This window comes from Halorubellus litoreus, assembly GCF_037081675.1.
Lineage (GTDB): Archaea > Halobacteriota > Halobacteria > Halobacteriales > Natrialbaceae > Halorubellus > Halorubellus litoreus.
Map to the genome: position 1 here is coordinate 76,503 of NZ_JAZAQL010000002.1, position 25,843 is coordinate 102,345.

Here is a 25,843-nt window from a genome sequence, read left to right on the forward strand (position 1 = left end):
GACCGCGACGGTCGCACCGCGACGGCGGTCGGGTAGCGATTGAACAGGTTTTTCGGTCGGGATAGCGGAGTCTGGAGTAACGATGGGGCTCGAAGAGGAGATCGACGCAATCGAGGAGGAGATCCGGAATACGCCCTATAACAAGTCCACGGAAGCCCACATCGGCCGTCTGAAGTCGAAGCTCGCGGAGAAGAAGGAGAAGCTCGAGAACCAGTCGGGGTCCGGTGGCGGCGGCGGGTACGCCGTCGAGAAGCACGGGGACGCGAGCGTCGCGCTCGTCGGGTTCCCGAGCGTCGGGAAGTCGACGCTCGTCAACTCGCTCACGAACGCCGACAGCGAGGTCGGGTCCTACGAGTTCACGACCCTGAACGTGAACCCCGGGATGCTCGAGTACAACGGCGCGGACATCCAGATCCTCGACGTCCCGGGCCTCATCGAGGGTGCTGCCGGGGGACGCGGCGGCGGGAAGGAGGTGCTGTCGGTCGTCCGGAGCGCGGACCTCATCGCGTTCGTGCTGTCGCCGTTCGAGATCGAGCAGTACGCGCGACTACGGAAGGAGCTGTACGACATCAAGATCCGCGTCGACCAGCAGCCCCCGAACGTCACCATCCGGAAGAAGCACAAGGACGGCATCCGCGTCACGTCGGCGGCCGACCAGGACCTCGACGAGAAGACGATCACGGACATCCTCCGCGAGCACGGGTACGTGAACGCGGACGTGAACCTCGGCGAGAAACTCGACATGGACCGCCTCATCGACGGCATCATGGACAACCGCGTCTACCTGCCCTCTATCACGATCGTGAACAAGGCCGACCTCATCGACCCCGGGTACAAGGAGACGGTGTTCGAGAACCTCCGCGAGCACGACCTCGACCCCGAGGAGGTGACGTTCATCTCCGCGGAGAAGGAGAAGGGTCTCGAGGCGTTCAAGGAACGCATCTGGAAGCAGCTCGGGCTCATCCGCGTCTACATGGACAAACCCGGGCGTGGCGTCGACTGGGAGGAACCGCTCGTGGTCCCCGAGGGGTCGAGTATCGACGATGCGCTCTCGAAGCTCGGGAGCGAGATGGACGAGCGCTTCCGGTTCGCGCGCGTCCGCGGCGAGAGCGCGAAGCACGACGGCCAGCAGGTCGGTCGCGAGCACGAGCTCGCGGACGAGGACGTCCTGAAGCTCGTCCTCCGGAAGTAACCGGTCGAGGCCCTGGCCGACCGAAGACTCTTGAATCTCTCTTCGTATCCGATACGTTTTCCCAAGAGCATTCGGGTCGACGACACGCACGCTGCCCTCGCCCCACAGAAACGGGAAGACGAGACGGTCGACGAACTGTTCGCCCGACCCGTCCGCGAACGCCGCGAGAGCGTCCGCGATGGGGCTGGCCGCTGGGTGGACTCTGACGCACTCGAGAAGGCGAAAGCGAAGCGCGCGGAGATGACGGACGATGTCTGCGTTCGACGACGCTCTACGACAGTAGCGCCCTCATCGACTACCTCGACGAAACGCTCGCCGTCGCGGACACCGATTTCGGCGTGCTCGGGGTCGCCGAGCGAGTCGACGTCGACATCGTCTGACTCGGGGTCGTCGGACCGGCGAGCGGTCACGGAATGAGGTCGGGCGAGCCGGCACCGACGGGCGCTCGTCGACCTCCCAGTTCGGTTTTCTTTCGATCTCACGTTCCACAGCAGGTGACGTTCCATTCTGGAGGTACGCGAGCGCTATCGAGTGCAACCCGACAACGAGCAGCTGGTGGAAACATTTACGCAGTTTCGGACGTAACGACGGCGTATGTCGAAGGCCGTGAAGGTCGACGAAGACGCGAAATCTCGACTCGAAGAGCTGCAAGCAGAGATCCGGTTGCGGACGGGAGAGTCGGTCACCCAGCAGGAGTTACTCTCCCGGCTCATCGACGACGCCTACGGTGACAAAGACGACGTCGTCGACTCGTTCCGTGAGTCGACAGTGCCGCTATCGGCCACGGAGAAGGAGGCGATGGGGCACGGGCGGTTCAGTTCCGGCGTGACGACCGAAGAGGAGGACATCGACGAGATACTGTACGGATGACGGTGCTCGTCGACACCGGTGTCCTGTACGCGGACCACGACACGGACGCGGCGAGACACGATGCCGCGAGCGATGCATTGGACGCCGTCTACGATGGCGAGTTCGGGCAGCCGTACGTCAGCGACTACGTCTACGACGAGGCTGTGACGCTGACGCTCGCACGCGGCGGGTCGTTCGGGCCGGCGAAGCGCCTCGGTGAACGGATTCGTGGCGCGGACACGTATCCTCGGGTGTACGAACTCCTTCGCGTGTCGGGGACGGTGTTCAATGCGGCGATTGAGACGTTCGAACGATACGACGATCACGGGTTGAGCTTCACGGACGCGACGACTGTCGCGCTCTGCGAGCGGCGCGGTATCGACGCGGTACTGAGTTTCGACGACGACTTCGACGGGGTCGTAGAGCGACTGGACCCGGAAGCAGTCGCCGTGGAGTGAGTTGCTGGGTGGCTTCGGACGAATTGTCTGGATGAGAGCTGCGAGCGCACGGCTGCCGGTTCTGATTCGGTGAACGGAGCGAGGTCGGTTCGCGGCGGTCGGCCCGACCATCGTTCGTCGATTTCTCCGTCCGGTATCGTCTTGAGTCCGCCACTCGAAGCGTCGAGTATGACGTACGCACTCGACCACGTGATGATGCGCGTCGAAGACTTAGAGGAGTCCCTGGACTGGTACCAGACGCATCTGGAGTACGAGGAGAAGGGTCGCTGGGAGGCGGACACGTTCACGAACGTCTACCTCGGCCCCGAGGACGCGGGCGAGGACGCTGCCGTCCTCGAACTGACGTACAATCACGACGACCGGACGTACGAGATGGGTGACGCGTGGGGCCACATCGCGGTCCGCGTCGAGGACGTGTTCGACGCGTACGAGGAACTGATGGACGCTGGCGTGGCGGACTACCGCGACCCCGAGTCGTGCGGTGGGAGTTACGCGTTCGTGAAGGACCCGGACGGGCACGAGGTCGAACTCGTCGAGCGCGACCACGGCGCGCGCTGGAGTCTCGACCACACGATGATGCGCGTGGAGGACGCGGACGAGGCGATCGGGTTCTGGACGCGGAAGTTCGAGTACGAGCACACGGGCCGCTGGGAGAGCGATACGTTCGCGAACTACTTCCTGAAGCCCCAGGATGCGGGCGAGGAGGCGATGGCGGTCGAGCTGACGTACAACTACGACGGCCGCACGTACGACATGGGTGATGCGTGGGGGCACGTGTGCGTGCGCGTGGACGACCTCCACGAGGCGTGGGACGAACTCGTGGTGCGGGGGGCCGAGGCGTACCGCGACCCCGAATCGTGTGACGACATGTTCGCGTTCACGAAGGACCCGGACGGTCACGAGATAGAGCTCTTGAACCCGACGGACGCGCCAGGCGAGTAACCGTCGTTGCAACCCGACTGACGTCGCTCGTGTGCGCGCGTCGTCGTTCTGTCCGGTTTTCGTGTCGATGACGGTGTCCGGTTTTCGCGTCGATGACCGGTTCTCTCGCCGATGACCGGTCTTCGCGTCGACGCTTCGTGACCGGCTGCGTGTTGACTCGTAACCGGGTTGTTATCGGGCGGTTTGCAGCGCTCCGCGACTCGTTTATATACCTTCCTGGGGTGTCTGCCGTGCGTCCGACGCCGACTGGAATCGTGAGAAAACGGCACACAGAGCGTGTGTGACGCAATACCACGAAACCGAATCCACCACAAGACATTTATAACAATGGGTCGTGCCTTTCTGTTGTACCCCTACCCATGGTGACAGTAGCGAGTATCGGTGCGCCCACAGGTCTCGGGCGACATCGAGAAAAGCTGCGGTCGCCGCCGAAGCGATCCAACAACACATGACAGACGAAAACAACAAACTCCGCGCGCTGGTCCTGACAGCGCTGATGGTGTTCTCCGTATTTGCGGGCACCGTCGCGCTCTCCGGAGCAGCTGCCGCGAACCTCAGTAGCATCAGCGCGAACTCCGCTGATGACGTCGACGCCAACACGGATGGGCAGACCCAGGCCGTGTCCTTCGACGTTACAGTCAGCGCAAACGAACAGCACACGATCAGCGTCAATTACTCCGAGCTCTCGAACGTCGACGTGACGGCAGTGTCGGCGTCCTCGGGTAACCCTGAAGTCTCCGTCACCGATACCCAGACCAACAACGGTAACGCAGAGATTACCGTCAAGGACGAGACGGGTAACGGTGTCCACACCGCCACGATCTCCGCGACGATGACCGTGGACACGGGTGCGAAGGAGAAGGACGTCTCGCTCACCATCGCCGACAAGGGCGGTAGCGCGAGCGACTCCGTCACGTTCACCGTTGGCGCGCTCGCGAGCTCCTCCGACTACGACAAGGAGATCACGCCCAACGTCCGTACGTGGTCCGGCCAGACCCTCTACCGTGCTGGCTTCACGGACAACGACCAGGGTGTCGAGCTTCAGCGCCAGACCAGCAGCGGCTGGCAGTTCGTCACCGTCGTTGACGTGAACTCCTTCGGTGAGGCCTTCCTCACCGGCACGAGTGGCTACGAGACCGGCACGTACCGCCTCACGGACACGTCCGCCGACTCCGGCGAGACGTTCCCGGGCGACAACGAGACGGTCAAGTTCAAGATCTCGCCGCAGGACTACAGTGCCTCCGCGGATCCGACCACGGTCAAGAACGACGGTGAGGGTACGAACACCGACATCACCGTTGAATCGAACCGTGGTAGCTACGACCACTGGATCAGCTCGCCGGACGTCGACCCGAGCACGATTCAGAGCCTCCTCGGCGGCGCCGGTACGCTCGCCGACGTCGACGGTGACGGCGAGAACGACTACGTCGCTGTCTCCGGTACCACCACGGACACCCTGACCGCGAACTTCACGGGTGTCTCCGCTGGTAACTACACGATCGACTTCCTCGTCCCGGACACTGGCGTCACCTCGTCGGTCGACCTCACGGTTGAGGCGGCCCAGACGGGTAACGCGCAGTTCGTGACGAAGGCGATCTCCGAGCAGCGCGGTGACGTTGTCGCGATCAACGTCTCGCTCACTGGTACCGCCAACTCTGCGAACGTGCAGGTCGGCGGCCCCAGCGTCAACTACAACGAGGTCGTTCAGGTCACTGACGAGAACGACGACGGCTACGTCACGTTCTACTGGAACAGCTACCACGCTGGCACCGGTAGCGACACCTTCGAGGCTGCTGGTGACGACTCCGTCAGCCGCGTGAGTGGCTCCACCTCGTTCAGTGAAGGTGCCCTCGCGGGCGGCGAGTACCCCGTGAACGTCACCGTCAACGGTCAGGAGACTGACGTTGCGACGGTCGTTCTCAACTCGCCGACCGACGTGAGCAACTCGATCCAGACGTGGACGGCGCCGTCGACGGCGTCCGAGAGCTCCACGGCCCCGAACTACCTGTTCAACGAGATCTCCGAGGACAGCTCCATCGCGAAGGGCGACTACGTTGTCGTCGAGATGCAGACGGCTGGCGTCTTCGGCCAGCTCGGAGCCCCGCCGGCATCGGGCCAGGACGGCTTCAGTGCGTTCGCGAACGGCGCGAACTTCAGTATCGTTCAGACGGCGGACTCCACGCCGACGAACACGCAGCGCAAGAGCATCGACACGTCCACGTCGGACACGCAGGCTGTGTTCTCGCCGAGCGGGAACACGATCTACGTGTACCTCGACACGGGCGACTTCAACAAGTTCGAGGTCAACTCCAACACGCCGACTGAGGTCTACGCTGCAACCCTCAGCTACCAGGAAGCGTTCTCGACGTACCGCACGTCGGACGCCTCGACCTCGACGACGTTCTCGATTGTTAGCCGCACGGCTAACGTCGACGCACCGCAGGACGACGCCGAGAACCCGCTCACCGTCACGCAGTCTGACGCGGCGGAGGTCTCCGGTACGTCCAGCCTCGCAGCAGGTTCGAACCTCACGGTGACCGCCCGCAGCTCCGGCGGTCAGAACCCCTTCCTCCGCACGGCCACCGCGACGGTCCAGGAGGACGGCACGTGGAGCACGACGCTCGACGTCGCTGACATCCCGACCGGCACCAACTTCACGGTGTCCGTGAAGGACGGTTCGCAGACCAAGGACACGGTGAACGCTCGCATCGGCGGTGCCGCCAACATCCAGCTCGCGTCCCTCGACGCGCCGGAGACGGCTGCCCCCGGTTCGACGATCACGGTGACCGCGACGGTCGAGAACACTGGCGACTCCTCGGGCGAGACCGAGGTCGCGTACATGTTCAACGGGACGACGGAGTCGACGCAGAACGTCTCCGTTGACGCAGGTTCGACGACCCAGGTCACGTTCGAGTACACGGTTCCCTCGGCGACTGGTGACTACACGCACGGTGTGATGGTCGGTGACAACGCAGCTGTCACGGCCGGTATCACGGTGCAGGATGAGACCAGTACGACGACGGAGCCGACGGACGAGACGACGACGGAGCCGACGGACGAGCCGACGACGACGGAGCCGACCGACGAGCCGACGACGTCGGAGGCCCCCGAGACGTCCGAGCCGACCACGACTGAGGATTCCAGTGGTCAGCCCGGCTTCGGTGTCGCTGTTGCGCTGGTCGCACTCGTTGCGGCTGCGCTCCTCGCGACCCGTCGCGACAACTAACGCCAGCTAACTAACCGAGTTCTACTCGGTCTTCACGTTCGATTTTTCTTCGCGCGCTACGCTCGATAGCGACGGCAGTCTCGTGCTCGCTGCGTGGTGAGTGTGGGGTTGTGTCGTCGGGTGTGGTGTGTGAGTGTGGGTTCGCTGGTGGTGGTGGTGTGACTGGTGGCGGTGCTGTGGCTGGTGGTGGTGTGACTGGTGGCGGTGCTGTGGCTGGTGGTGCTTTTTGAGCTGGGTGTGTGGTGGCTGGGTGCTCGTGCTCGCGGTGCCAGTGGTGGGCCTCGTCCTCCCCAGCCGACGCTGCCTGGTCGCGCTCGCGGTGCTCGCGCGACGCGGCGGCGTCCCTCGCGGGTGGGCGCGCGACCCGCTCACTGGCGTTCGCGGTCGCGCCCGCTCCCGCGCCAGGCCGGTGGTGGCGACTGGGCTCGCAGGACCTGGGTGTCGTGACTGCGAACGATAGTGGGAGCTGGTGAGGAAAGACGACAGTGGAGTGGCTTGTGAGTCGGTCAGACGACGTCGAGTTTGTCGCGTGGAGCGTCGGCGAGTATTTCGAGGGCGTCGGCTTCGAGGAGGTGGCAGTCGCCGGGGACGACGAGGAGGTGGAGGGGGTCGCCGAAGTCCCGTTCGGCGAGGTTCGAGAGGGTGTCGGCGTGGACGAGTGGGTCGGGGCTGCCGGCGCGGGCGACGACGACGGCGACCAGGTCGGGGTGGTGGGCGGCGAGGCGGCTGGCGGCGTGGCTGGCGGTCATGTACTCGTCGCCGTCGCGGACGTCGGCGCCGGCGGTGTCGTCGCCGACCTTGATGTCGAGGAAGACGAGGGTGTGGAGGCCGCGGTCGCGGTTCGCGGTGATGGTGTCGAGGACGCTGTCGGGGACGTCGCTGCCGGCGTGCGCGTACTCGAAGGGGAGCGTGGTGGCTTTCCCGAACCGGTAGTTCTGGAGGCCGGTGAGGGAGGCGGCGGCGGTCTCGGCGGTGACGCCGTGGACGACGCGGGTGTCGATGCCGCGCTCTGTGGCACGCAAGCGGAGGTCGGTGTGCGTGGTCGCGATCATGGTGTCGCCGGCGGTGCAGAACGCGACCGATTCGGTCTCGGCGGCGTCGAGGACGCGCTCGGGGTGCTGTTCGACGTCCGCGCGTTCGAGGACCTCGATGTCGACGTCGTGGTGGCGTTCGAGGTCGTCGACGGTGGCGCCGAGGAGTTTGCTCGTGTAGAACTCGACGTACGCGCGGTCGGCGTCGCGGAGAGAGTCGCGGCCTTCGACGGTGATGGAGCGCTCGTCGTAGAGCCCGAGGCCGATGAACGTGAGCATACTGTTCGTGTGTGCGTCGGCGGCGTTCAAGCCGTCGGTCCGCGTCGCCGTGGAGACCCCTGATGCGAGAGTATGCGTGGGCGTACTCCGTCAGGTTCAGGGTCGCGCGTCTCGCCCGTCTGGGTATGGACGAGCCGTGCGTGCGCGTGGACCGGGAGGCGGGCGAGGAGTCGCGGCAGGTGCTCGCGGACGCGGGCGTCCTCGACGATTCTCGCGAGATCGTCGTCGAGGACGGCGTGCTCTACATTCCGGTCGTGGACGCGGCGGGCGTCCCGGACGGGTTCGAGGTGGTGGCGCGAGCGGTCCCCGACCGGGAGACGCAGACGACGCCCGCGGACGTGCTCGGGTTCGAGCCGAGCTACGAACGCCTCGGTGACGTCGTCATCCTGGACGAGGACGACGACGAGCGCGCTCGCGAGATCGCGGATGCGGTGGTGGCGTCGGACCTGCCGGTGGGGGCGGTCCTGAATCGGGCGTCGAAGGTGAAGGGCGAGCTCCGGGTGCGCGACTGGGACGTGCTCGCTGGGTCGTCGACGGAGACGGTGCATCGCGAGTACGGGTGCGAGTACCACCTCGACCTCGCGGAAGTGTACTTCTCGCCGCGGCTCGCGACGGAGCGCCATCGCGTGACGAGTCAGGTCGACCCGGGCGAGCGCGTGTTCGACATGTTCGCTGGCGTTGGGCCGTTCGTGATTCCGGCGGCGAAGCGTGGTGCGGAGGCGGTCGGCGTCGACCTGAATCCGGTCGCTGTCGAGTACCTCCGGGAGAACGCGGAGCGGAACGGCGTCGCGGACCGCGTCACGGCCATCGAGGGCGATGTCCGCGACGTCGCGGGCGACTACGGGGGGTGGGCGGACCGACTCGTGCTGAACCTCCCGCATACCGCGAGCGAGTTCCTCGACACGGCGGTGACGCTGGCGAGCGAGGAGTGCGTGCTCCACCTCTACGACATCCAGCACGAGGACGATCCGTTCGGGCCCGGGGAGCGCGCGATCCGTGAGGCGTTCGAGCCAGCGTACGACGTCACCGTCGAGACCCGTCACGTCGTGCGGTCGTACGCGCCGCACGAGGTCAACGTCTGCCTCGACGTCAGGGTCGTCTCGGCGTAGCACGCCCGCCCCGATTCGCAACCCTTATTGGGGTTATCGCTCCTACGAGTTAGTGGAAGCGCAGTAGTGCGCCGGTGTAGCTCAGAGGTAGAGCGATTCCTTCGTAAGGAATAGGCCGAGGGTTCAAATCCCTCCACCGGCTCTTCTGGCCGAACGAAGTGAGGACGAAGAGCGACTGGTGGGATTTGAGACAGGGAGCAGCGTGCTGCGACCGTGGTTCAAATCCCCCTCCACCGGCTTCCTTTCGCTCTTCGTTCTCGTCACTGTTGGATTGTTAGGGTGGGTTCTGTGCGTCGTGTTGGGGGTTCGGAGTTTTAGGTTCGGGTCGTGTTGGTTGGGGTATGAGTGGTGTGTCTTCGTCGCCGGATAGGACGTTGTCGTACGTGTATGATGCGTCCTATGCGGGGTTCCCGAACTGGGAGGTCGGGCGGCCGCAGTGGCCGTTCGTGTGGTTCGAGGAGCGCGGGGGCGTTCGGAGTCCGGTGCTCGACGTTGGCTGTGGGACTGGCGAGTTGACGTTGTATCTGACGCGACAGGGGTTCGACGTTCTCGGCGTCGACATCTCGTCGGTCGCGATCGCGCAGGCTCGCGAGAAGGCGGCGGCGCGCGGTATCGACGCGCGGTTCCTCGTCTGGGATGCGCTGGCGCTCGACGAGCTCGCTGCCGTCGGGTTCTCCTTCCGGACGGTCCTGGACTCCGCGATGTACCACGTGTTCGACGACGCCGCACGCGACCGGTTCGTCGAGGGTCTCACTGCGGTCGTCCCGTCCGGCGGCCTGTACTGCGTGCTCGGTGACGCACGCCGCCCCGGTCATCCGGGGTACGGCATCCATCCGGTGGAGTTACGCGAGCGGTTCACGGGGACGGGTGATTGGGGGTTCGTCACCGCTTGGCGGGCGCCGTATCAGCGCCGGACGGGTGCTAATCCGGGGTTCTTCGTCGTCTTGCGACGTCGCTGAACCGGGTGCGTGCGGTGCGAACGGCGTCGTCTCGTGTGGGCGTTACGAGTTGACGTTGGTGGCCGCGAAGTGGAACGCGTCGACGGTGTCGTCGTCGACGTTCTCGATGCGGAACTCGAGTTCCTTCTGGCCGCCCGTGTCCGTGCTGGTGCGGCGGACGTCCACGGCGTGCCCGGTACTGGGGTCGTGGCAGTCGATGGCTTGGATGGCGGCATATTGGCCGACGGCGACGTAGTTCCACGTCACGCTCGCGCCGTTCTCGGACGAGTAGTGGACGCTCCCGGAGTCGCCGGCGACGTAGACGGTCGCTTTGCCGGCGTCGCCGGTGACGGCGACGTCGTTGAAGGTGTTCGTGACGTCGTTGGGCGCGGAGTGCGATTCGAGGTTCCTGGTCTCGACGTCGTACTCGTCGTGGCGCCGCCGACGGCGAAGGCGTTCGCGGCGGTCGGCTCGACGTCGTGGAGGGTGACGTCGACGGGGCTCTTCGAGAGCTCCTACGTGCCGGAGTCGGTGGGTACGCTGGTGGTGCCGAGGGTGGCGGCGGTCGCGGTTGCGGCGCTCACCTGGATGATTCGTCGTCGCGTCGGTGATTGCTTCGACGTCACGTTCGTATCGGTTGCTGGTCGAGGACTGAAGCCCGTCGCTGATTTATATGGACGCTGTCTATTCTTCGGAGCGGTTCGAAGCCGGTTGGTAGTATCTGTGGGGTGTGTCTTCGGACTGCGGTCTGCTCGGAGCACTCCACTACTCTATTGAGGCCGACATACGGGTGCTCGCAGGTGAGGGCACTTCGGTCTCCGCGCTCGCGACCATACTGACGGCGCGAGCGCACTCACCGGGAACTGATGTCTGCAGAAGCGGGTGTTCGCGTTCGACGTCGAGCGAGAATCGTGGTCGAGCGCACTCGGAGTCAGCGGTTGTTGTAGATGTAGCGGGCGCCGTTGACGACGAGAAGGACCGTACTGAGGACGAAACTCATGAAGACGAGCGACGCGACCATCCCGAAGAGGACCTGACCGAAGCGGCCGCCGAGCCAGCCCATCGTCGCGTTCGCGCCGATGATGAGCGCGAGCAACCCGAAGCAGATGACCACGAAGATCGCGACCGGTCGGAGCCACGTGTTCTGGCTGAGGAACCCTTCCTCGTACTCGTTGGGGTCCGCGGTGCGTGATTGGGTACTCATAGAGAAAATTACTCACACCGAACGGCATAAGTGATGTGGAATCTCGCATCCGCGTCGACTCGGCCGCTTGCAGTGGGTTTCCCGGGCGGTGGATGCGTTCAATCCTCGCCGTCCTCGTCCGCGGAGGGCGTGACGGTCGTGCGGTCGCCGTCGGCGTCGGCGACCTCCACGGGCTTGCGCTCCCATTCGCTCGCGAGGCCCTGGGCGACGCCGCTCCGTTCGACCTCGACCTTCTCCGTGAGGAGGTTCACCGCGGTCTGGTTCGCGCCTTCCGGGATGATGATGTCGGCGTGCTTCTTCGTCGGAGCGACGAACTGTTCGTGCATCGGTTTGACCGTACCGAGGTACTGGTCGATGACGCCTTCGAGGTCGCGGTCGCGTTCGATGACGTCCCGGCGGATGCGCCGCAGGATGCGGACGTCGGCGTCGGTTTCGACGTAGACCTTGAGGTCGCAGCGGTCGGTGACGGCGTCGTCGTAGAGCGCGAAGATGCCTTCGACGACGATGACGTCCGACGGTTCGACGTGCACGGTCTCGTCCTTCCGGTTGTGGAGCGTGAAGTCGTACTGGGGCATCTCGATGGACTGGCCGATGAGGAGGGCGTCGAGGTGCTCCATGAGGAGATCCCACTCGAACGCGTCGGGGTGGTCGTAGTTCACGTCCTCGCGTTCGTCCATCTCGAGGTGCGAGAGGTCGTGATAGTAGTTGTCGATGGGGACGCGCGTCACGGCTTCGCCGACGGAATCGGCGACCTCGCGAGCGACGGTGGTCTTGCCCGCGCCCGTGCCGCCCGCGATGCCGATGACGAACGAGGGGATGGTCATCTCTGCTCGATGAACGGGCGGGTAGGGTCTTGAACGTGGCCTTCTGCCGTCGCAGCGCGCGCGGTGACGGTGCCGTGAGTGTGGATGCGGGGGGTGTGTGGGCCCGCGGTGCTTCGTGTCGACCCGCGACGCTTACCCGTGTGGCGCGCCGAGTGCGGGACGTGACGGCAGACGACGGCCCATCGGGCGTACCGGACGAAGGCGAGGAACCGGCGGGCGTACCGGCGGAGATGGAGACGTTCCGCGTGTACGAGAGCGCTCGCCGCGGGGATTCGCTCGCGTTCGTTCGCGTGCCTGCGGACCCGACGACGGACGAACCGGGCGCGTACGAGGTGACGGCGATCGCTCGCGACGGGCACGACGCCGAGGGCGTCGCTGAGTTGCATCCCGGGATGGTGGTGTCCGCGACGTTGGACTGGCAGACCGAGCCGCCGACGGTCGCGGCGCTGGACGTCGTTCGCGACACGCGGTTCTCGTTCGCGCGCGACGTCACGGGGTTGTTCGAGGCGGCGCGCGAGACGTGGGCGGACGCGAAGCGCCGCGGCGAGGGCGTGAACTCGCGCGTGACGCGGAACACGGACGGTGCGGAGAACGGTGCGCTGTACACGTTCGCGGAACAACCCGGGGAGCGCGACCTCTTCGAGGAGTTCCGGACGGGCGCGCGCCCTCTCGACCCGCTGTTGGCGCGGGTCGACGCGGGCGACCGCGACGGCGGGGCGCGCGAGGTGTTCGTGCTCGACCCGGTCGACGAACGCTGCGTGGTGGTGTACGTCGCGCTCGACCGCGACGGGATGCTCGCGTCGACGGTCCGCGACACGTACGACGTCGACTGACGACGGCGTCCCCGCCGGAGGTCGTGACCGGGAGTGCCGAGATGCGCCTCAGTTCGTCGAGTCGCTACTCTCGGAGTCGCCCGCTGGCAGGACTCGGCCGACGACCGGGAGCGCGGAGGAGTCAAGTGGCGACCATCGGCGAGCGGTCACGCCGTCGAGCGTCTGGAGGCCGCCGAGGGTAGCGAGCGCGTACCCGAGGAGGACGAGTGGCGCGTTCGGTTCCGCGCGACAGGTGCCGACGCTCCCGCCGTACCGGATGACGTTGCGGACCGGGTCGTACCGGAAGTACCACCCGTCGCTCGCGCCCTGCAGGCAACTCGCGCCGTTCCAGACGACGCCGCCGACGAACGCGAGCACGCCCACGGGGACGAGCAACGTCGGGAGGACGAGCCGGTACCGCCGGGTCGCGAGCGCGGCGACGACCGGGAGCGTCGATGCGCCGATGGCGTACGGGAAGAGGTAGACCTCGTGGCCCCAACGCGTCCCGAAGGTGACGGCGACGAGGCTCGCGAGCAGGAGGGCGGTGGTGGCAGCGACGAGTACGACGCCGACGAGCGGTCGTCGGTCCATCTGTCGGGAATCCGAGGTCGGGCGGTGAAAAGCTTGTGCCGCGTCCCGTCCTCGACGAGCGCCCGACCGCGTCGTCCGGGACGCTGCGGGGCCCCGCGGTCGGCGTCAGTCGTCGTAGTCGAACCGGCGGACGGTGCCGTCGGCGTAGATGACGACGATCTCGTCGCGGCCGTCGTCGTCGACGTCGTCGAGGACGGGCGCGGCGAAGGCGCGGTCGTCGTGGCCGACGCTCGCGAGCGTCCGGCCGGTCTCGGGGTCGAGGACGGCGACGGTGCCGTCGTGTGCGGCGACGGCGAGTTCCGCGTTGCCGTCGCCGTCGACGTCGCCGGCGACCGGCGGGGGCATCATCTGGACGGCGTCGCTCGCGACCGTCGTCTCCCAGACGACCTCGCCCGTGGTGGCGTTCAGGCGCGCGACGGTGCCGTCGTCGCTCGCGACGAACGCGCCGCCGCCGGCGTCGTCCCGGACCACCGCGCTCGTCGCGGTGAGGTCGCTGCGCGTGGTCGTCCACGCGCGCTCGCCGGTGCCGTCGACCGCGAACACGAACCCGGTCGGGGTGCCCGCGTAGAACTCGGTGACGCCGTCGGCGTCGGCGTCCCCGTGCCCGAGCCACGTCACCGCCTCGCCGTCGAGGGGGACGTTCCAGTCGACGCCACCGGACGCGGTGTACGCGGTCATCGCGCCGGTGCTGTCGGCGACGACGACCTCGACCGCGCCGTCGGCGTCGACGTCGTCGACGACGGGCGACCCCCAGACGTAGCCGTCGCGGTCGTCGCGCCACGCCACGCCACCGTCCGCGTCGAGGACCTGGACGAGGCCGCGCGAGTCGACGACGACGACCTCGGGCGCGGCGTCGCCAGTGACGTTCGCGACGACGGGTTTCGTGTACCCGTACGCCGAGAGTTCCCACTCGCGCTCGACCTCGCCACCGGGCGCGTACGCGACGACGACCTGCTCGGTCGTGGTCGCGAGCACCTCCGTGGTGCCGTCCCGGTCGTAGTCCGCGACGGTGACGTCCGCGACCGCGTGCACCGTGCAGTTCGCGCTCGGAACGGGGTCGCGCCAGCGTTCCTCGCCGCTCGCGGCGTCGAACGCGACGAGCGCGCACGCGTCCACCGCACGCGTCGAGGAGATGGGCGCGAACACGCGAGACTCGTCCCCGACGGTGCCGACCGCGACCTCGTGGTGGTTGTTGTCCGACGGGACCGCCGAGTCGCTCGTCCACGTCGTCGAGAGCGTCGCCGCGCCGTCGCCGTCGACGAGCGCGCCGGTCGCACCAAGGAGAACGGCGCCCGCGAGGCTCGCCAGGACGACCGCGACCGCGACGACGGTGACCGCTCGCATACGCACGCCTCCGGGATGGACGGGGATAAGCGCCCGCTCTCGACCGCGGCCTTCGACCGGCGAACCACGGGACTGTTCCGGGCGGTCGATTCGACCGGCGAACCACGGGACTGTTCCGGGCGGTCGGTTCGACCGGCGAACCACGGCGCACTTGTACCGCGCTGTCGGAGGTTCGACCGATGCAGGAAGACGGTTCAGGTGGACGCGGGTCCCGACGCCGTGGGCGTCGCGCACTCGCGTCGACGGTGCTCGCGCTCGGAGCGCTCGCGGCGGTCGCGGGCGTCGCGAGCGCGCACGGGACGACGGTGGAGACGCCGCCCGTGCCGTTCGTCGCGCTCGTCGTGGGCGCGGCGCTCGCGGTCGGTGGGACCGCGGTCGGACTCGCCGTCGGCCCGGACCCGCCGACGGGACGCGTCCGAATCGGGTCGCTGGACGCGCGCGTGGTCCGCGCGGTCACCGTCTCGGTGCGCGTCCTCGCGACCCTCGCGGTCGCGGCCGCGGTCGCGTCCGGCCTCACGAGCCGTGCCGCCGTGACGTTCGCGGAGATCCTCGTCTGGCCGATACTGTTCAAGGGGTCGCTCGTCGTCGCCGCCGCCGTCGGCTCGCCGTGGCGACTCGTCTCGCCGTGGCACGTCGCGTACGACGCACTCGCCGCGCTGGAGGGCCGGGAACTGGGCGTCCGCGAGTACCCCGACCGCCTCGGGTCGTGGCCGGCGGTCGTCGGCCTCGTCGCCGTCGTCGGCGTCGCCGAGAACCTCACCGTCATTCCCGACGACGGCCGCCTCACGGTCGTGCTCCTGGCCGCGTACGCGTTCGCGATGCTCGCACTCGGGCTCGCGTTCGGTCGGGCCGCGCTCGACCGCGCCGACGCGTTCGCCGTGCTCTACCGGCTCGCCGGCCGCGTCGCCCCCGTCGCGTACGAGCACGATGCCGGCAGCGAGACCACAGGGGCGGACGGGAGCGAGGCGCACCGGGCGCGCGTCGTCGTCTTCCTCCGGCCGCCGTGGGTCGGGAGCGCGCGACCGCTCGCGGACGTCGCCACCGCCGCGTTCGTCGTCGTCGCCGCGGCGACCGTCACGTTCGACGGCGCCGTCGAGACGACCGCCGCCGCGCGCGCCCTCGCAACCCTCGGCGGGGTCGTCGGCGCGTACGCCGGGCTCGCCATCTACGTCGGGTTCCTCGCGGCGTTCCTCGCGGGCGCCGTCCTCGTTCGTCGCGCCGTCTCGATAGCCGCTGGGGCGCCCGCGAGCACCGACGGCGGTCGGACGACCAGTGAGAGAGTCGAAGCCGGGACCGCCGAGGGCGACCGGCCGACCGCGCCGGCCGCCAGAGTCGGGAGCGCCGACGCCGAGCGCGTGCTCCGATACCTCGCCGCGACCCTGCTCCCCATCGCGGTCGCGTACGACGTCGCGCACAACTATCCCTACGTGCTCGTGAACGCGACGCGACTCCTGGAACGCGCGGTCGGCGCGGTCGGCGTCCCGCTCGCGCTCGACCCGGGGAGCGCGCTCGCGCCGGTCGCCGTGTGGACGACGCAGGTCGCGCTCGTCGTCGGCGGCCACCTCGTCGCCGTCGTCGCCGCGCACCTCGCGACCGAGCGCACGTTCCCCGACCCCCGTCGAGCCCGTCGCGGCCACGCACCGCTCGCCGCGCTCATGGTCGCGTACACCGTCGCCTCGCTCTACGTGCTCGCCGCACCGTGACGCGCGCCGCTGGTCGGATGGACTCCGTACGGCGGCGGGAACCGGCGGTTCGATGCGTGAACCACAATCGTTTTTCTTTGCATTCGACTAGGTGCGTGCATGCAACGACGCCGCCTCCTCCAGTCCGTCCCCGCAGCAGCGGCCGGCGTCGGCCTCGCCGGCTGCCTGAATCAGGGCGACGGCGGGACCGAGACCGATAGCGACCCGACCGACACCGCCGAACCGACGACCACGACCCCCGACGGCCCCTCCGGTATCTACGTCCAGACGTTCATGGACCAGATGGTGATGTCGGGGATGGGCAAGTCGGGCGACCTCCGCGCGATGCTCATGCTCTCCATCCCGCACAACTTCTGGAACATCAACGGGCGGAGCGTCGAGAAGACCGAGACGACGGACGCGGACAGCTTCCACATGATGGCGTCCGTGTTCGACGCGGAGACGAACCAGGTCCTGCCCTCGAGCGTGAACACCGAGGTCGTCCGGGACGGCGAGACGGTCACGCAGGAGGTCACGTACCCGATGCTCTCCCAGCGCATGGGCTTTCACTACGGTGCGAACTTCGAGCTGCCGGACTTCGGCGAGTACGTGGCGCGCGTGAACTTCGAGGGCCTCGGGTCGACGCGGGGCGTCGGCGCGCTCGCCGGGAAGTACGGGGAGTCCGCGAGCATCGAGATTCCCTTCGAGTGGAGCGAGGCCGTCGCCGGCGAGTTCAGCGTCCGCGACGTCGACGCCGGCGGGAAGGCCGGTGCGGTGAAGCCGATGGGGTCGATGAACGCGCCGATGGGCGAACTCCCCGAGCCGGACGCGCTCCCCGGGACCGTCGTCGGGTCGAAGCTCGCCGACGGCGCGAACCTCGTCGCCGCTCACGTCGACGGCGGCGGCCGGTTCGCGGACGACGGCGACTACCTGTACGTCTCCGCGCGCACCCGCTACAACGGGTTCGTCGTCCCGATGATGGGCCTGGAGGCGACGGTGACCCGGGACGGCGAGACGGTGTTCGACGACCGGCTCGCGCCCGTCCTCGACGGCGAGATGGGGTACCACTACGGCGCGGCCGTCGACGGCGTCGAGGCCGGCGACGAGGTGGTCGTTCGCGCGACCACGCCCTCGCAGGTCGCGCGTCACGAGGGCTACGAGCGCGCGTTCCGCCAGCTTCCCGCGCGGTCGTTCACCGTCTGAGACCGACTCGCTCACGGAACCACCCGCCTCGCGGCGGGTTTCGTTCACGCGGTCGCTCCCGACAAACACTAAAGAACCCAACCACCACTCATGCACATGCGTCGGTACCTCGCTCCGGTCCTCGCCTGCGTCGTGGTCCTCGCCGCGCTCGCCGCGCTCCCCGTCGCCGGTCACGGCAACCACCTGACGGCGGACGCGCAGGTCGTCGACGACCACGTCGTCGTCGAACGGTCGTTCATGCTCCAGGACGGGTACGCGGTCGTCCACATCGACAGGGGCGGCCAGATGGGGCAGGCCATCGGGCACGTCGCGCTGTCGGCTGGCCCCGACGAGAACTACGAGATCGACGTCGACGAGGAGTTCCTCTCGCAGATCGATGGCGTCGCGAAGGTCTGGGTGGCGCTCCATCGGACCGACGGCGACGGCGAGTTCGAACCGAACCAGGACACCGCGCTCACGGGCATCCAGGGGCGTGTCGCGGGGTCCGTCATCCCGATCTACGTGAGTGACGACGGGAACGTGAACGTGGTCGCGCGGGACTTCGGGAGTCAACGCATCGACGACGCGTCGGTGACCGTGATGCGCGTGGAGTCGAACCGCTCGGGGTTCGTGGCGGTCGAGGACGAGAACGGGACGGTCGTGGGGTCCGCGCCGGTGTCGGCGGGGACGAACGCGAACGTCTCCGTGCCGCTGGAGTCGTCGTTCTACGAGTCCCTGGACCGGAACGAGTCCGCGGAGTTGACCGCGGCCGTCTACCACGACGACGGTGACGGCGAGTTCGATGCGAGCGCGGACCGTCGGGTGACCGTCGGCGGGACGCCGGTCGCGTCCGCGTTCGGCGTGACGAAGGTCGCGAACGCGAGCCGGACGACGTCCATCGTGGTGACGGCGACGGGGACGACCGCGCCGGCGCCGACGACGACGTCCGCGGGGTCGACGGCGACCGCCGCGGATGGGTCGACGACCGGTTCCGGTGGTACCGGTGGTGCTCCCGGCTTCGGCGCGGTCGCTGCGGCGGTCGCGGTCGTGAGTGCGCTCGTGGCGCTCGGCGTCCGCGGACGCGACTGAGACACGTTCGGGGTTCTGGGGTCGCTCTCGGTTCTCGAAGACCGCCGCCGCCCTATTTTCGGTGTACTATAACAAAAATTTAATACTGGGGACTCGGACGTTCGTGTCGTGATGCGAGAGTCCGAGAACGACGAACGCGACGGTCCGGTCGAGGACGGGGTCGAGCCGTTCGCGCGTGACGGCGTCGACGACGTCTTCGCTGGCGGGCGCGTCGATCCGTCGCTCGTCGAGGCGTCCGTGGACGCGCTCTTCGAGCGGTTCGAGGAGGACACGCCCGAGGAGGTGATGCTCGCGGACCGACGAGCGAGCGAGGCCGACGTCGTTCCGGCGCCACCGGCGTTCGAGGCGTTCGCGGCGGACGTCGACGACCGGCTTGAAGCGACGGACGATTCGACGCCCGACCCCGAGGACGTGGTGGGGTTCGAGGACGCACCCGAGCCGCGTTCGGTGGACGCGAGTGCGTCCGGAGCCGGTGACTCGCGCGAAGTTCCCGGCTCGTCGTTCGATGGGTCGGGCGAACCGGTGGCGGCGGCGGAGTCAGGATGGTGTCCGTCGGAGGAACCGATGGCGGCGGCCGACGGCGAGGACCCGACGCGTGGTGACGAGTCGCTGACCGCTTCCGACGGTGGTCAGGAGTGTGCTTCCGGCACGGATGCGTTCGAGTGGGTGTCGGAGCCGGTGGTCGCGAGGACGGTGCTCGCTGACCCCGAGTCGGTTCGACGGTTCGCGGCGGACGACGGCGACGTGGACGGGGAGACGGGCGTGTTCTCGCGACTGCGGTCGTCGTTCCCGTTCTGACGCGGCCGGGTCGGCGTTGCTACCAGTGCGCTGCGGGGTGTCGGGTGGTGAGCGTGGGGAGAGTGCGAGTAGCGGCGTGGAAGGGAGTGGAGCGGGTTTCGAGGGGGGAGTGGGGTGGGTGCGAGTTCAGGCTTCGAGCGGGTCGTCGAAGAGGCGGGTCCTGGCGGTGTGTTCGTCGACGTGGTCGACGTCGGCGATGCAGTTCACGGAGCAGTACGTGTCGGTTCCGTCGGCGCGGTGTTCGGTGTAGCGGACGTCCGCGCCGTCGATGGCGGTTCCGCACTGCGCACAGGTTTGTGCCATGGTCACTCATACGTCTGTGTAGCATTCTTATTAAGTGTTAGGAAAACTGAAAGAAAACTCCGCGAGGTTTCCGAATAACCGATAGAGATTGTCGGTAGTTATGGGCGCTGCGGTTCCAGAAACTCTCCGCGAGTTGCCGAAGCGGGCCGACGTTCGCCCGAAAGACGTCCGGCCGTACCGAGGTGCGCCCGAACCGACGAGCAGGCCAGGCGGCATGGCACCGCACTTTTCATCGTCGCCGACTCACGCAGGAGTATGCGTCACGCCCTCCTCCGAAGTGCGCGCGAGCGGTTCACCGCACGCCGCCTCCTCGGTCTCGCCGCGTTCGTCGTCGTCCTGTACGCGCTCCTCGACTTCACCGTCGACGGCATCGTTTCGGTCTGCATCGGGCTCGCAGCGGTCGAACTCGTCGGCGTCGTCACCGACGCGGACGCCGTCCCGGACCGCCACGTCAAGGCCGGCATCGGCGCCGTCGTCCTCGTCGGGAGCGTCGTCCTCGCCGTCGAGTTCGCACGCACCGGCGACGGCGAACTCTGGCTCCCAGTCTACACGTTCCTCGCCGGCGCGTGGTTCCTCGCCGACGCCACCGCCGACGCCCGCACCGGAACGAACCCGGACCCACTCGAAGACGTCGACTCCCGGAGCGACGTCATGGCGACGCTGAAGCACGCGAACCGCATCGCGACCGCACTCGAGGACGGCCCCCTCACTCGCAGCGAACTCCACGACGCCTGCGACCTCGACCCCGACGCGGTCGACGACGCACTCGCCATCACCACGAAGCAAGGGATCGTCGTCCGCGACGACGAACGCTACCGGCTCGACCGCTCGGAACTCGGCACCGTCGCGTTCCTCCGCGGCCTCCTCACGCGCCCCATCCGGCGAATCGTCCGACCGGCACGCGTCCTCCTGTCCTGACGACCGTCGACCTATCCTGACGACCGTGCACGCCCGCGGCGGCTCGGAGCGGAGAACGCACGCAGGAACGGCTAATACCTCTACGAGCGTACGTACACGGGTCAGTCTCTGTTTGGATTGACACCCACCATGCAACAACCCGAACAGCACACGCAGTCACGACGCAACGTCCTGAAGACCGCCGGTATCGCCACCGTCGCCCTCCTCGCACTCCCCGGTGCAGCAGCGGCGAAGACCACCCCGAAGGGCAACGGCTACGGGAACGGGAACGGTATCGGTGCGTTCCTGAACGCGCCCGCGGAGTTCAAGAACTCGCCCGTGTGGACCGGCGGTATCGAGAACCACAAGCGCGAATCGACGGTCACCGTCACCGTTGGCGCGATGACCGACGTCGACGTCCCCAACGTTCCCATCCCGAGCGCCCCGGTCGCGTTCGCGCCGCAAGCGATCGTCGTCTCGCCCGGCACGACCGTCGTCTGGACGTGGCCGACGTACGAGGAACCGGTCGCGGGCATCCCGCACGACGTCGTCGCGCTCGACGGGTCGTTCGACAGCGGCCTCCAGTTCCCCGAGACCGCGACGGACTTCTCGCACACGTTCGAGGAGCGCGGCACGTACCTGTACTACTGTACGCCTCACGGCGCTCCGTTCCCGGTCGAGTCGTTCCTCGGGTTCGAGGTCCTGAACGAGTTCGGGATGCGCGGCGCCGTCGTCGTCGCCTGACGGAGCGAGAGCGAGTTGACGGCCCGAGCGAGCCGTTCGTCCGACGACGAGGACTGCGTCGCTGGAACTCACCCGATGCCGGTTCGCTCGTAGAACGGGGGTGCGCGTCGGTCGTGGTGGGTCGGACCAGCCCCACGCTGGGCCGTCGACGCGTTCGGTTCAGTCCTCGGCGTCCAGTGGGTCCTCGAGTTCGCCGGCGATGGCTTCGAACGCGTCCGTCGCGGTGACGACGCCGACCGCACGACCGTCGTCCTCGACGACGGCGAGCTCCTGGTTCGCCGCCTGGAACGCGTCGATCGCCTCACTCACCGGCATGTCCACCGGGACGGTCATCGCGTCCACGGCGACGTCCGCGAACGTCTTCTCGCCCGCGTCGAGCGCCTGCCGTTCGTCGAGCAAGGACTGCGTGTAGACGACGCCTTCGACGTCGTCGAGGTCCTCGCCGACGAGCGGGAATCGCGTATGCGGCGTTCCGTGGATGGCCTCGAAGTTCTCCGCGGTCGACGCCCCCGTGGAGACCGCGACGACGTCCTCGCGGTCGACCATGATGTCGCCGACCTGGATGCGGTCGATGGCGAGCGCGTTCATCACCTCGCGCCGACGCTCCTCGGGGAGGCCGGCGCCCGAGAGCGCGTCACCCATCCGCGCCATCAACTCGCCGCGACTCCGGCCGCCCTCGCTGCCGTCGCCGTCCTCGCCCTCGATCTCCTCTTCGGCCCACGACCGCGTTATCTCGACGCCGAACGCCGCGAGCATCGCCTTCGCGAGCCAGTCCGCGAACGTGATGATGGGTCCGAATATCTTCGTCCACCAGTAGAGGATGGGCGCGCCGTACTTCGCGACCTGCTTCGAGCGCTCGATGCCGAGGTACGTCGGCGCCTGCTCGCCGACGGTCAGGTGGAGGATGTTGATGACGCCGTAGGAGAGCGCGGCCGCGAGGAACGTGTGGCCGCCCTCGCCGCCGCCACCGCCGCCGACGAGGCCGCCGAGGCCGACGCCCGAGAGCGCTGGCTCGATGGCCGGCCGGACCGCGGACACGACCGGGTCAAGGAGCGCGGCGAGCGCGGGTTCGGCGGCGATACCGAGCCCGACGCTACAGATGGTGATGCCGAGCTGGCAGCCCGAGAGGTATATCTCGAGGCGTTCGGTCATCTCCCACGCGCGTTCCAGGCCGCGAGACCCCGTGAACGCGGCCTCCTCGAACTGCCGGACGCGCGTCATCGCGAACTCGATGGTGACGAAGTACCCGTTCCCGAGCAGGAGGACGACGCCCGCGAACAGCCGTAGCAACGTTGTCGTCTCGACCATTCTCGTTCGACGCCACTCCCTACGCCCGGATAAACGCTATCCATCGCATCCTTGGCCGACGAACGGCGCGAGCGGGTTCGACCGTCAGTTCTCGCGGGCGGTGGCGCCCTGACGGGTCAGCGCTCGCGCGCGACTGCGAGCCGCCGGTCCATCTCGGCGTCGACCTCGGCGGCGAGTTCGTCGGTGGGTTCGTCGAAGTCGTCGGCCCACTTCTCGAAGAATCCGGTGACGCCGAGGTAGGTGACGGCGTCGTAGATCGCTCGTCGGTCCTCGAAGCCGTCGGGGAGGCCGCCGGCGCGCTCGCGGTAGCCGTCGTAGAACGCTCGCGCGTGGCGTTCGGTCCCGGGGTCGTACCGGGAGTCGACGAACTGCCGTCGCGTGCGCTGGAGTTCGCGGACGGGGTCGCCGACGTGCGCGAGCTCCCAGTCGAGGAGGCCGACGGTCGGCGCGCGCTCGGCGGTATCGGACGAGTGGGCGTCGTGCACGATATCGGACGAGTGGGCGTCGTGCAGGAACTGGTTCGGGCGTGCGGGGTCGCCGTGGCAGAGCGCGGCAGGGGCGTCGCGGAGCGCGTCGCGTTCGTCGTCGACGAGCGCGAGCACGTCGTCGTAGTGGTCGTCGAACCGGCCGCCGTCGGCGCGGTCGCGCGACCACCGTATCTGGTCGGCGAGGAGGGCCGGCCAGGGTTCGGGGTCGACGTGGAGTTCGCGTGCGTCGCCGCCGACGACCCGGCCGTGGTCGTCGAACCGTTGGTCGTGGACGGCCGCGAACGTCCTGCCGACGGCGCGTGCGAACGCCGCGCGGTCGTCGTCGTCGGCGTCGCGCCACGCGCGCCAGCCGATGGTGCCGTCGACGTCGGCGGTGACGACGTACGGCGGGTCGGCCGCGTCGTCGGTCGCGCTCGCGAGCACCGTCGGCACCGGGACGGTGACGTTCGCGTCGACGTACGCGAGGACGCCGCACTCGCGGGCGGCCCGCGACGGGTCGCCGTCGACGGCGACCTTGCAGTACGCGCGGTCGCCGTCCGCGAACTCGACGCCTATCGTGCGATTGCCGTCGTTCCACGACGGGCCGGCGTCGCCGGCCGCCGCCACCTCGCGCTCGGGGAACGCGGCCGCGAGCACCGAACGGACTACCGGGGAGACCTCGACGTCGGGCATCGTTCGTGGACGACGACCAAGCGCTCGAAAACCCTTGGGGTCGTGTGCGTGCCCGTCTCACGGTAATTCGGTCGGCGACGGGTCGAGCCGAGAGCAACCGGCAAGCAACTGGCAGGCTGTCTCTAAGCCTCTGCAAGTCCTACATCAACGTTGGTGTAAGAAATGAGTGAATCACAGTCCAAGGGCAACGTCGGCATCGTCTCCGAGCTGTATCGCGCGTACAACGACGGCGACGCGGACGCTGCCGCCGGATACCTCGCGGACGACATCGAGTGGCGAACGGCGTTCGAGACGGTCCACGGCGCCGACGCCGTCATCGAGACGTCGTTCCAGCCGGACGGCGAGTACGAGTTCGTCGTCGACGTCGACGAGTACCTCGACGCCGGCGACACCGTCGTCGCCTTCGGCTCGTTCGACGTCGGAACCGAGGACGGCGAGGTCCACGAGATCGAGATGGTGCACCGGTTCGACCTCGCCGACGGCGAGATCGTCAGGTTCCGCGGCTACCCGGACTCCAGACGGCTCGAACCGTTCATGGGACCGGAAGCGGACGCGACCAGGCTCATGGCGCGCGAGAACGCCGCGATCCTCGGCAAGCACGACCTCGGCTTCGTCGACGAAGCGTACGCCGAGGACGTCGTCATCCACATGATCCGCGCCGGCGACGACGACCCGGTCGCGTCGCGCGACGACGTCAAGACCGTCTACGGCGACTGGCTCGAGGCGTTCCCGGACCTCGAGATCGAGGTGCACGCGACCGTCGCGCAGGACGACGTCGTCATGCAGTACTTCACGTTCCACGGCACGCACGACGGCGAGTTCCGCGGTATCGAACCGACGGGGAAGGACATCTCGGTGGACGGCTTCCACATGCGCCGCATCGAGGACGGCGAGGTCGTCGAGATGGCTTCGGTCGCGTCGATGGCGGACCTCATCGCCCAGCTCGACCTCGAGTACCCGCTCGCCGCGTAGACGGGTCGCCTCCGTCGCGCAATCGACGGGTCGCTGCTGCCGCGTACTCGACGGCGTCCCCGTCCCGATTCTTCCGCGACTGCAACACTGGGAGCGAACCGGGGATAATACGTGCTGGCGGTCGATGGTAGCGGTATGACGCGGACGATAGCCGATCTCCTCGACGGGAACCTGGCGCACGCCGACGCGTACGCCGACCGGTTCGACGACCTACAGAACGCCCAGCACCCCGATGCCGTCTCGGTGTGCTGCTCGGACAGCCGCGTCCTTCAGGACGAACTCTGGGGGAACGACGACCCGGGGCGCGTGTTCACCGTCGGGAACATCGGAAACCGCGTCGTCCAGCGGTCCAGGGACGGTGAGACGGTCGTCTCCGGGGACGTCCTCTACCCGCTCGCGTACACCGGCACGAAGACCGCGGTCGTCGTCGGCCACACCGGGTGTGGCGCGGTGACGGCGACGTACGACGCCGTCCGCGCCGACCGCCAGGCTGCCAGCGACGCGCCGGGCGTGGCGGGCGACGGGTCGACGCCCGCGGACGCCCCGGACCCGGTCCCGGCCGACCGCCATCCGGCGGGCGTCAGGCGCTGCATCGAACTCCTCCGGCCGCGCGTCGCACCCGGCGTCGACGAACTCCCCGCCGACCTCACGCACGCGGACGCCGTCAACCACCTCGTCGAGTACAACGTCGACCGGCAGGTCGAGGCGCTCCGCGACAGCGCGGACGTCCCCGACGACGTCGGCGTCTTCGGCGTCGTCTACGACTTCCAGGACGTCTACGGCGGCGCGCGCGGCGAGGTGCACGTCGTCAACGTCGACGGCGAGCGCGACCCCGAGCGCATCCGGGACGCGAACCCCGACGTCGACGACCGCGTCACGCGCCGGTTCCAGTACTGAGCGCCGAGGGTC

At 68.1% G+C, this 25,843-nt stretch carries 26 protein-coding genes and 1 tRNA gene; 18 read left to right on the top strand and 9 right to left on the bottom strand.

What is annotated here, in order from left to right; genetic code table 11:
• Positions 1-82: 82 nt before the first annotated feature.
• The 5 genes from VYJ16_RS07765 (at position 83) to VYJ16_RS07785 (ending at position 6,667) form a co-directional block, all read left to right on the top strand.
• Positions 83-1,192 (top strand): OBG GTPase family GTP-binding protein, encoded by a 1,110-nt coding sequence (locus VYJ16_RS07765; protein WP_336349745.1) that lies wholly within the window; start codon positions 83-85, stop codon positions 1,190-1,192.
• A gap of 594 nt (positions 1,193-1,786) precedes the next feature.
• A complete protein-coding gene (locus VYJ16_RS07770) occupies positions 1,787-2,062 on the top strand; it encodes a hypothetical protein (protein WP_336349746.1) in 276 nt (91 codons plus the stop codon).
• Positions 2,059-2,499, top strand: coding sequence for a type II toxin-antitoxin system VapC family toxin (locus VYJ16_RS07775; RefSeq protein WP_336349747.1), 441 nt, complete (start codon positions 2,059-2,061; stop codon positions 2,497-2,499). Before VYJ16_RS07770 ends, VYJ16_RS07775 begins: the two co-directional genes overlap by 4 nt.
• A gap of 168 nt (positions 2,500-2,667) precedes the next feature.
• The gene (locus tag VYJ16_RS07780; RefSeq protein ID WP_336349748.1) at positions 2,668-3,441 is read left to right on the top strand and encodes a VOC family protein; all 774 of its coding nucleotides are present in this window, start codon (positions 2,668-2,670) and stop codon (positions 3,439-3,441) included.
• A gap of 448 nt (positions 3,442-3,889) precedes the next feature.
• Positions 3,890-6,667: a BGTF surface domain-containing protein gene (locus tag VYJ16_RS07785; RefSeq protein WP_336349749.1), complete on the top strand. Its 2,778-nt coding sequence runs from the start codon at positions 3,890-3,892 to the stop codon at positions 6,665-6,667.
• A gap of 506 nt (positions 6,668-7,173) precedes the next feature.
• Here the strand turns inward: VYJ16_RS07785 and dph5 are convergent.
• Positions 7,174-7,977 carry a diphthine synthase gene (gene dph5, locus VYJ16_RS07790; protein WP_336349750.1) on the bottom strand — a complete coding sequence of 268 codons (804 nt, stop codon included), beginning with the start codon at positions 7,975-7,977 and terminating at the stop codon, positions 7,174-7,176.
• 125 nt (positions 7,978-8,102) lie between these two features.
• Here dph5 and VYJ16_RS07795 point away from each other — a divergent pair, with 125 nt between their 5' ends.
• The 3 genes from VYJ16_RS07795 to VYJ16_RS07805 all read left to right on the top strand — a co-directional run bounded on the left by VYJ16_RS07795 (position 8,103) and on the right by VYJ16_RS07805 (position 10,045).
• Complete coding sequence (locus tag VYJ16_RS07795; protein ID WP_336349751.1) at positions 8,103-9,086, top strand: class I SAM-dependent methyltransferase; 984 nt, start codon at positions 8,103-8,105, stop codon at positions 9,084-9,086.
• Positions 9,087-9,156: 70 nt separating this feature from the next.
• Positions 9,157-9,228, top strand: a tRNA-Thr gene (locus tag VYJ16_RS07800).
• A gap of 199 nt (positions 9,229-9,427) precedes the next feature.
• The gene (locus tag VYJ16_RS07805) at positions 9,428-10,045 is read left to right on the top strand and encodes a class I SAM-dependent methyltransferase (protein WP_336349752.1); all 618 of its coding nucleotides are present in this window, start codon (positions 9,428-9,430) and stop codon (positions 10,043-10,045) included.
• A 42-nt stretch (positions 10,046-10,087) separates the two neighbouring features.
• On the opposite strand, the gene VYJ16_RS07810 is transcribed toward VYJ16_RS07805, so the two are convergent.
• Positions 10,088-10,291 carry a hypothetical protein gene (locus VYJ16_RS07810; protein WP_336349753.1) on the bottom strand — a complete coding sequence of 68 codons (204 nt, stop codon included), beginning with the start codon at positions 10,289-10,291 and terminating at the stop codon, positions 10,088-10,090.
• Positions 10,292-10,315: 24 nt separating this feature from the next.
• Between VYJ16_RS07810 and VYJ16_RS07815 the strand changes: the two genes are divergently transcribed.
• On the top strand, positions 10,316-10,801 hold the full coding sequence (locus tag VYJ16_RS07815) for a hypothetical protein (RefSeq protein WP_336349754.1): 486 nt from the start codon (positions 10,316-10,318) through the stop codon (positions 10,799-10,801).
• Between the two features lie 154 nt (positions 10,802-10,955).
• Here the strand turns inward: VYJ16_RS07815 and VYJ16_RS07820 are convergent, their stop codons facing one another.
• Positions 10,956-11,228 carry a hypothetical protein gene (locus VYJ16_RS07820; RefSeq protein ID WP_336349755.1) on the bottom strand — a complete coding sequence of 91 codons (273 nt, stop codon included), beginning with the start codon at positions 11,226-11,228 and terminating at the stop codon, positions 10,956-10,958.
• A gap of 98 nt (positions 11,229-11,326) precedes the next feature.
• Positions 11,327-12,052 carry a uridine kinase gene (udk, locus tag VYJ16_RS07825; protein ID WP_336349756.1) on the bottom strand — a complete coding sequence of 242 codons (726 nt, stop codon included), beginning with the start codon at positions 12,050-12,052 and terminating at the stop codon, positions 11,327-11,329.
• A gap of 161 nt (positions 12,053-12,213) precedes the next feature.
• Here udk and VYJ16_RS07830 point away from each other — a divergent pair, with 161 nt between their 5' ends.
• Positions 12,214-12,885, top strand: a complete 672-nt coding sequence (locus tag VYJ16_RS07830) for a DUF6663 family protein (protein ID WP_336349757.1) — start codon at positions 12,214-12,216, stop codon at positions 12,883-12,885.
• A gap of 48 nt (positions 12,886-12,933) precedes the next feature.
• Here the strand turns inward: VYJ16_RS07830 and VYJ16_RS07835 are convergent, their stop codons facing one another.
• Both VYJ16_RS07835 and VYJ16_RS07840 read right to left on the bottom strand, forming a co-directional pair.
• On the bottom strand, positions 12,934-13,455 hold the full coding sequence (locus tag VYJ16_RS07835) for a hypothetical protein (protein ID WP_336349758.1): 522 nt from the start codon (positions 13,453-13,455) through the stop codon (positions 12,934-12,936).
• A gap of 105 nt (positions 13,456-13,560) precedes the next feature.
• Positions 13,561-14,799, bottom strand: coding sequence for an outer membrane protein assembly factor BamB family protein (locus VYJ16_RS07840; RefSeq protein ID WP_336349759.1), 1,239 nt, complete (start codon positions 14,797-14,799; stop codon positions 13,561-13,563).
• Positions 14,800-14,978: 179 nt separating this feature from the next.
• On the opposite strand from VYJ16_RS07840, the gene VYJ16_RS07845 reads away from it, so the two are divergent.
• The 4 genes from VYJ16_RS07845 to VYJ16_RS07860 all read left to right on the top strand — a co-directional run bounded on the left by VYJ16_RS07845 (position 14,979) and on the right by VYJ16_RS07860 (position 19,550).
• Positions 14,979-16,502 carry a hypothetical protein gene (locus VYJ16_RS07845; RefSeq protein WP_336349760.1) on the top strand — a complete coding sequence of 508 codons (1,524 nt, stop codon included), beginning with the start codon at positions 14,979-14,981 and terminating at the stop codon, positions 16,500-16,502.
• Between the two features lie 99 nt (positions 16,503-16,601).
• Positions 16,602-17,684 carry a DUF7350 domain-containing protein gene (locus tag VYJ16_RS07850; protein WP_336349761.1) on the top strand — a complete coding sequence of 361 codons (1,083 nt, stop codon included), beginning with the start codon at positions 16,602-16,604 and terminating at the stop codon, positions 17,682-17,684.
• Between the two features lie 96 nt (positions 17,685-17,780).
• Positions 17,781-18,752 carry a DUF7282 domain-containing protein gene (locus VYJ16_RS07855; RefSeq protein WP_336349762.1) on the top strand — a complete coding sequence of 324 codons (972 nt, stop codon included), beginning with the start codon at positions 17,781-17,783 and terminating at the stop codon, positions 18,750-18,752.
• 111 nt (positions 18,753-18,863) lie between these two features.
• Positions 18,864-19,550, top strand: a complete 687-nt coding sequence (locus tag VYJ16_RS07860; protein ID WP_336349763.1) for a hypothetical protein — start codon at positions 18,864-18,866, stop codon at positions 19,548-19,550.
• A 126-nt stretch (positions 19,551-19,676) separates the two neighbouring features.
• On the opposite strand, the gene VYJ16_RS07865 is transcribed toward VYJ16_RS07860, so the two are convergent.
• Complete coding sequence (locus VYJ16_RS07865; protein WP_336349764.1) at positions 19,677-19,853, bottom strand: hypothetical protein; 177 nt, start codon at positions 19,851-19,853, stop codon at positions 19,677-19,679.
• Between the two features lie 255 nt (positions 19,854-20,108).
• Here VYJ16_RS07865 and VYJ16_RS07870 point away from each other — a divergent pair, with 255 nt between their 5' ends.
• A complete protein-coding gene (locus tag VYJ16_RS07870) occupies positions 20,109-20,771 on the top strand; it encodes a hypothetical protein (RefSeq protein WP_336349765.1) in 663 nt (220 codons plus the stop codon).
• Between the two features lie 129 nt (positions 20,772-20,900).
• Positions 20,901-21,494, top strand: a complete 594-nt coding sequence (locus VYJ16_RS07875) for a plastocyanin/azurin family copper-binding protein (protein WP_336349766.1) — start codon at positions 20,901-20,903, stop codon at positions 21,492-21,494.
• A gap of 159 nt (positions 21,495-21,653) precedes the next feature.
• On the opposite strand, the gene VYJ16_RS07880 is transcribed toward VYJ16_RS07875, so the two are convergent.
• Positions 21,654-22,802 carry a hemolysin family protein gene (locus VYJ16_RS07880; protein ID WP_336349767.1) on the bottom strand — a complete coding sequence of 383 codons (1,149 nt, stop codon included), beginning with the start codon at positions 22,800-22,802 and terminating at the stop codon, positions 21,654-21,656.
• 116 nt (positions 22,803-22,918) lie between these two features.
• Positions 22,919-23,962, bottom strand: a complete 1,044-nt coding sequence (locus VYJ16_RS07885; protein WP_336349768.1) for a phosphotransferase family protein — start codon at positions 23,960-23,962, stop codon at positions 22,919-22,921.
• 162 nt (positions 23,963-24,124) lie between these two features.
• Here VYJ16_RS07885 and VYJ16_RS07890 point away from each other — a divergent pair, with 162 nt between their 5' ends.
• Together VYJ16_RS07890 and VYJ16_RS07895 are read left to right on the top strand one after the other, a co-directional pair.
• Positions 24,125-24,934 (top strand): nuclear transport factor 2 family protein, encoded by an 810-nt coding sequence (locus VYJ16_RS07890; RefSeq protein WP_336349769.1) that lies wholly within the window; start codon positions 24,125-24,127, stop codon positions 24,932-24,934.
• A 135-nt stretch (positions 24,935-25,069) separates the two neighbouring features.
• Positions 25,070-25,831: a carbonic anhydrase gene (locus VYJ16_RS07895; protein ID WP_336349770.1), complete on the top strand. Its 762-nt coding sequence runs from the start codon at positions 25,070-25,072 to the stop codon at positions 25,829-25,831.
• The last annotated feature ends 12 nt before the right edge of the window (positions 25,832-25,843 follow it).

Excerpts from the sequence above, each read along its gene's own strand:
- VYJ16_RS07820 (WP_336349755.1), bottom strand. The coding sequence starts at position 11,228 with ATGAGTACCCAATCACGCACCGCGGACCCCAACGAGTACGAGGAAGGG.
- VYJ16_RS07865 (WP_336349764.1), bottom strand. The coding sequence starts at position 19,853 with ATGGCACAAACCTGTGCGCAGTGCGGAACCGCCATCGACGGCGCGGAC.
- VYJ16_RS07885 (WP_336349768.1), bottom strand. The coding sequence starts at position 23,962 with ATGCCCGACGTCGAGGTCTCCCCGGTAGTCCGTTCGGTGCTCGCGGCC.
- VYJ16_RS07835 (WP_336349758.1), bottom strand. The coding sequence starts at position 13,455 with ATGGACCGACGACCGCTCGTCGGCGTCGTACTCGTCGCTGCCACCACC.
- VYJ16_RS07770 (WP_336349746.1), top strand. The coding sequence starts at position 1,787 with ATGTCGAAGGCCGTGAAGGTCGACGAAGACGCGAAATCTCGACTCGAA.
- VYJ16_RS07855 (WP_336349762.1), top strand. The coding sequence starts at position 17,781 with ATGCGTCGGTACCTCGCTCCGGTCCTCGCCTGCGTCGTGGTCCTCGCC.
- VYJ16_RS07880 (WP_336349767.1), bottom strand. The coding sequence starts at position 22,802 with ATGGTCGAGACGACAACGTTGCTACGGCTGTTCGCGGGCGTCGTCCTC.
- VYJ16_RS07850 (WP_336349761.1), top strand. The coding sequence starts at position 16,602 with ATGCAACGACGCCGCCTCCTCCAGTCCGTCCCCGCAGCAGCGGCCGGC.
- VYJ16_RS07895 (WP_336349770.1), top strand. The coding sequence starts at position 25,070 with ATGACGCGGACGATAGCCGATCTCCTCGACGGGAACCTGGCGCACGCC.
- VYJ16_RS07860 (WP_336349763.1), top strand. The coding sequence starts at position 18,864 with ATGCGAGAGTCCGAGAACGACGAACGCGACGGTCCGGTCGAGGACGGG.
- VYJ16_RS07890 (WP_336349769.1), top strand. The coding sequence starts at position 24,125 with ATGAGTGAATCACAGTCCAAGGGCAACGTCGGCATCGTCTCCGAGCTG.
- VYJ16_RS07845 (WP_336349760.1), top strand. The coding sequence starts at position 14,979 with ATGCAGGAAGACGGTTCAGGTGGACGCGGGTCCCGACGCCGTGGGCGT.
- VYJ16_RS07840 (WP_336349759.1), bottom strand. The coding sequence starts at position 14,799 with ATGCGAGCGGTCACCGTCGTCGCGGTCGCGGTCGTCCTGGCGAGCCTC.
- VYJ16_RS07765 (WP_336349745.1), top strand. The coding sequence starts at position 83 with ATGGGGCTCGAAGAGGAGATCGACGCAATCGAGGAGGAGATCCGGAAT.
- dph5 (WP_336349750.1), bottom strand. The coding sequence starts at position 7,977 with ATGCTCACGTTCATCGGCCTCGGGCTCTACGACGAGCGCTCCATCACC.
- VYJ16_RS07775 (WP_336349747.1), top strand. The coding sequence starts at position 2,059 with ATGACGGTGCTCGTCGACACCGGTGTCCTGTACGCGGACCACGACACG.
- VYJ16_RS07795 (WP_336349751.1), top strand. The coding sequence starts at position 8,103 with ATGGACGAGCCGTGCGTGCGCGTGGACCGGGAGGCGGGCGAGGAGTCG.
- VYJ16_RS07805 (WP_336349752.1), top strand. The coding sequence starts at position 9,428 with ATGAGTGGTGTGTCTTCGTCGCCGGATAGGACGTTGTCGTACGTGTAT.
- VYJ16_RS07785 (WP_336349749.1), top strand. The coding sequence starts at position 3,890 with ATGACAGACGAAAACAACAAACTCCGCGCGCTGGTCCTGACAGCGCTG.
- VYJ16_RS07870 (WP_336349765.1), top strand. The coding sequence starts at position 20,109 with ATGCGTCACGCCCTCCTCCGAAGTGCGCGCGAGCGGTTCACCGCACGC.
- VYJ16_RS07875 (WP_336349766.1), top strand. The coding sequence starts at position 20,901 with ATGCAACAACCCGAACAGCACACGCAGTCACGACGCAACGTCCTGAAG.
- VYJ16_RS07780 (WP_336349748.1), top strand. The coding sequence starts at position 2,668 with ATGACGTACGCACTCGACCACGTGATGATGCGCGTCGAAGACTTAGAG.
- udk (WP_336349756.1), bottom strand. The coding sequence starts at position 12,052 with ATGACCATCCCCTCGTTCGTCATCGGCATCGCGGGCGGCACGGGCGCG.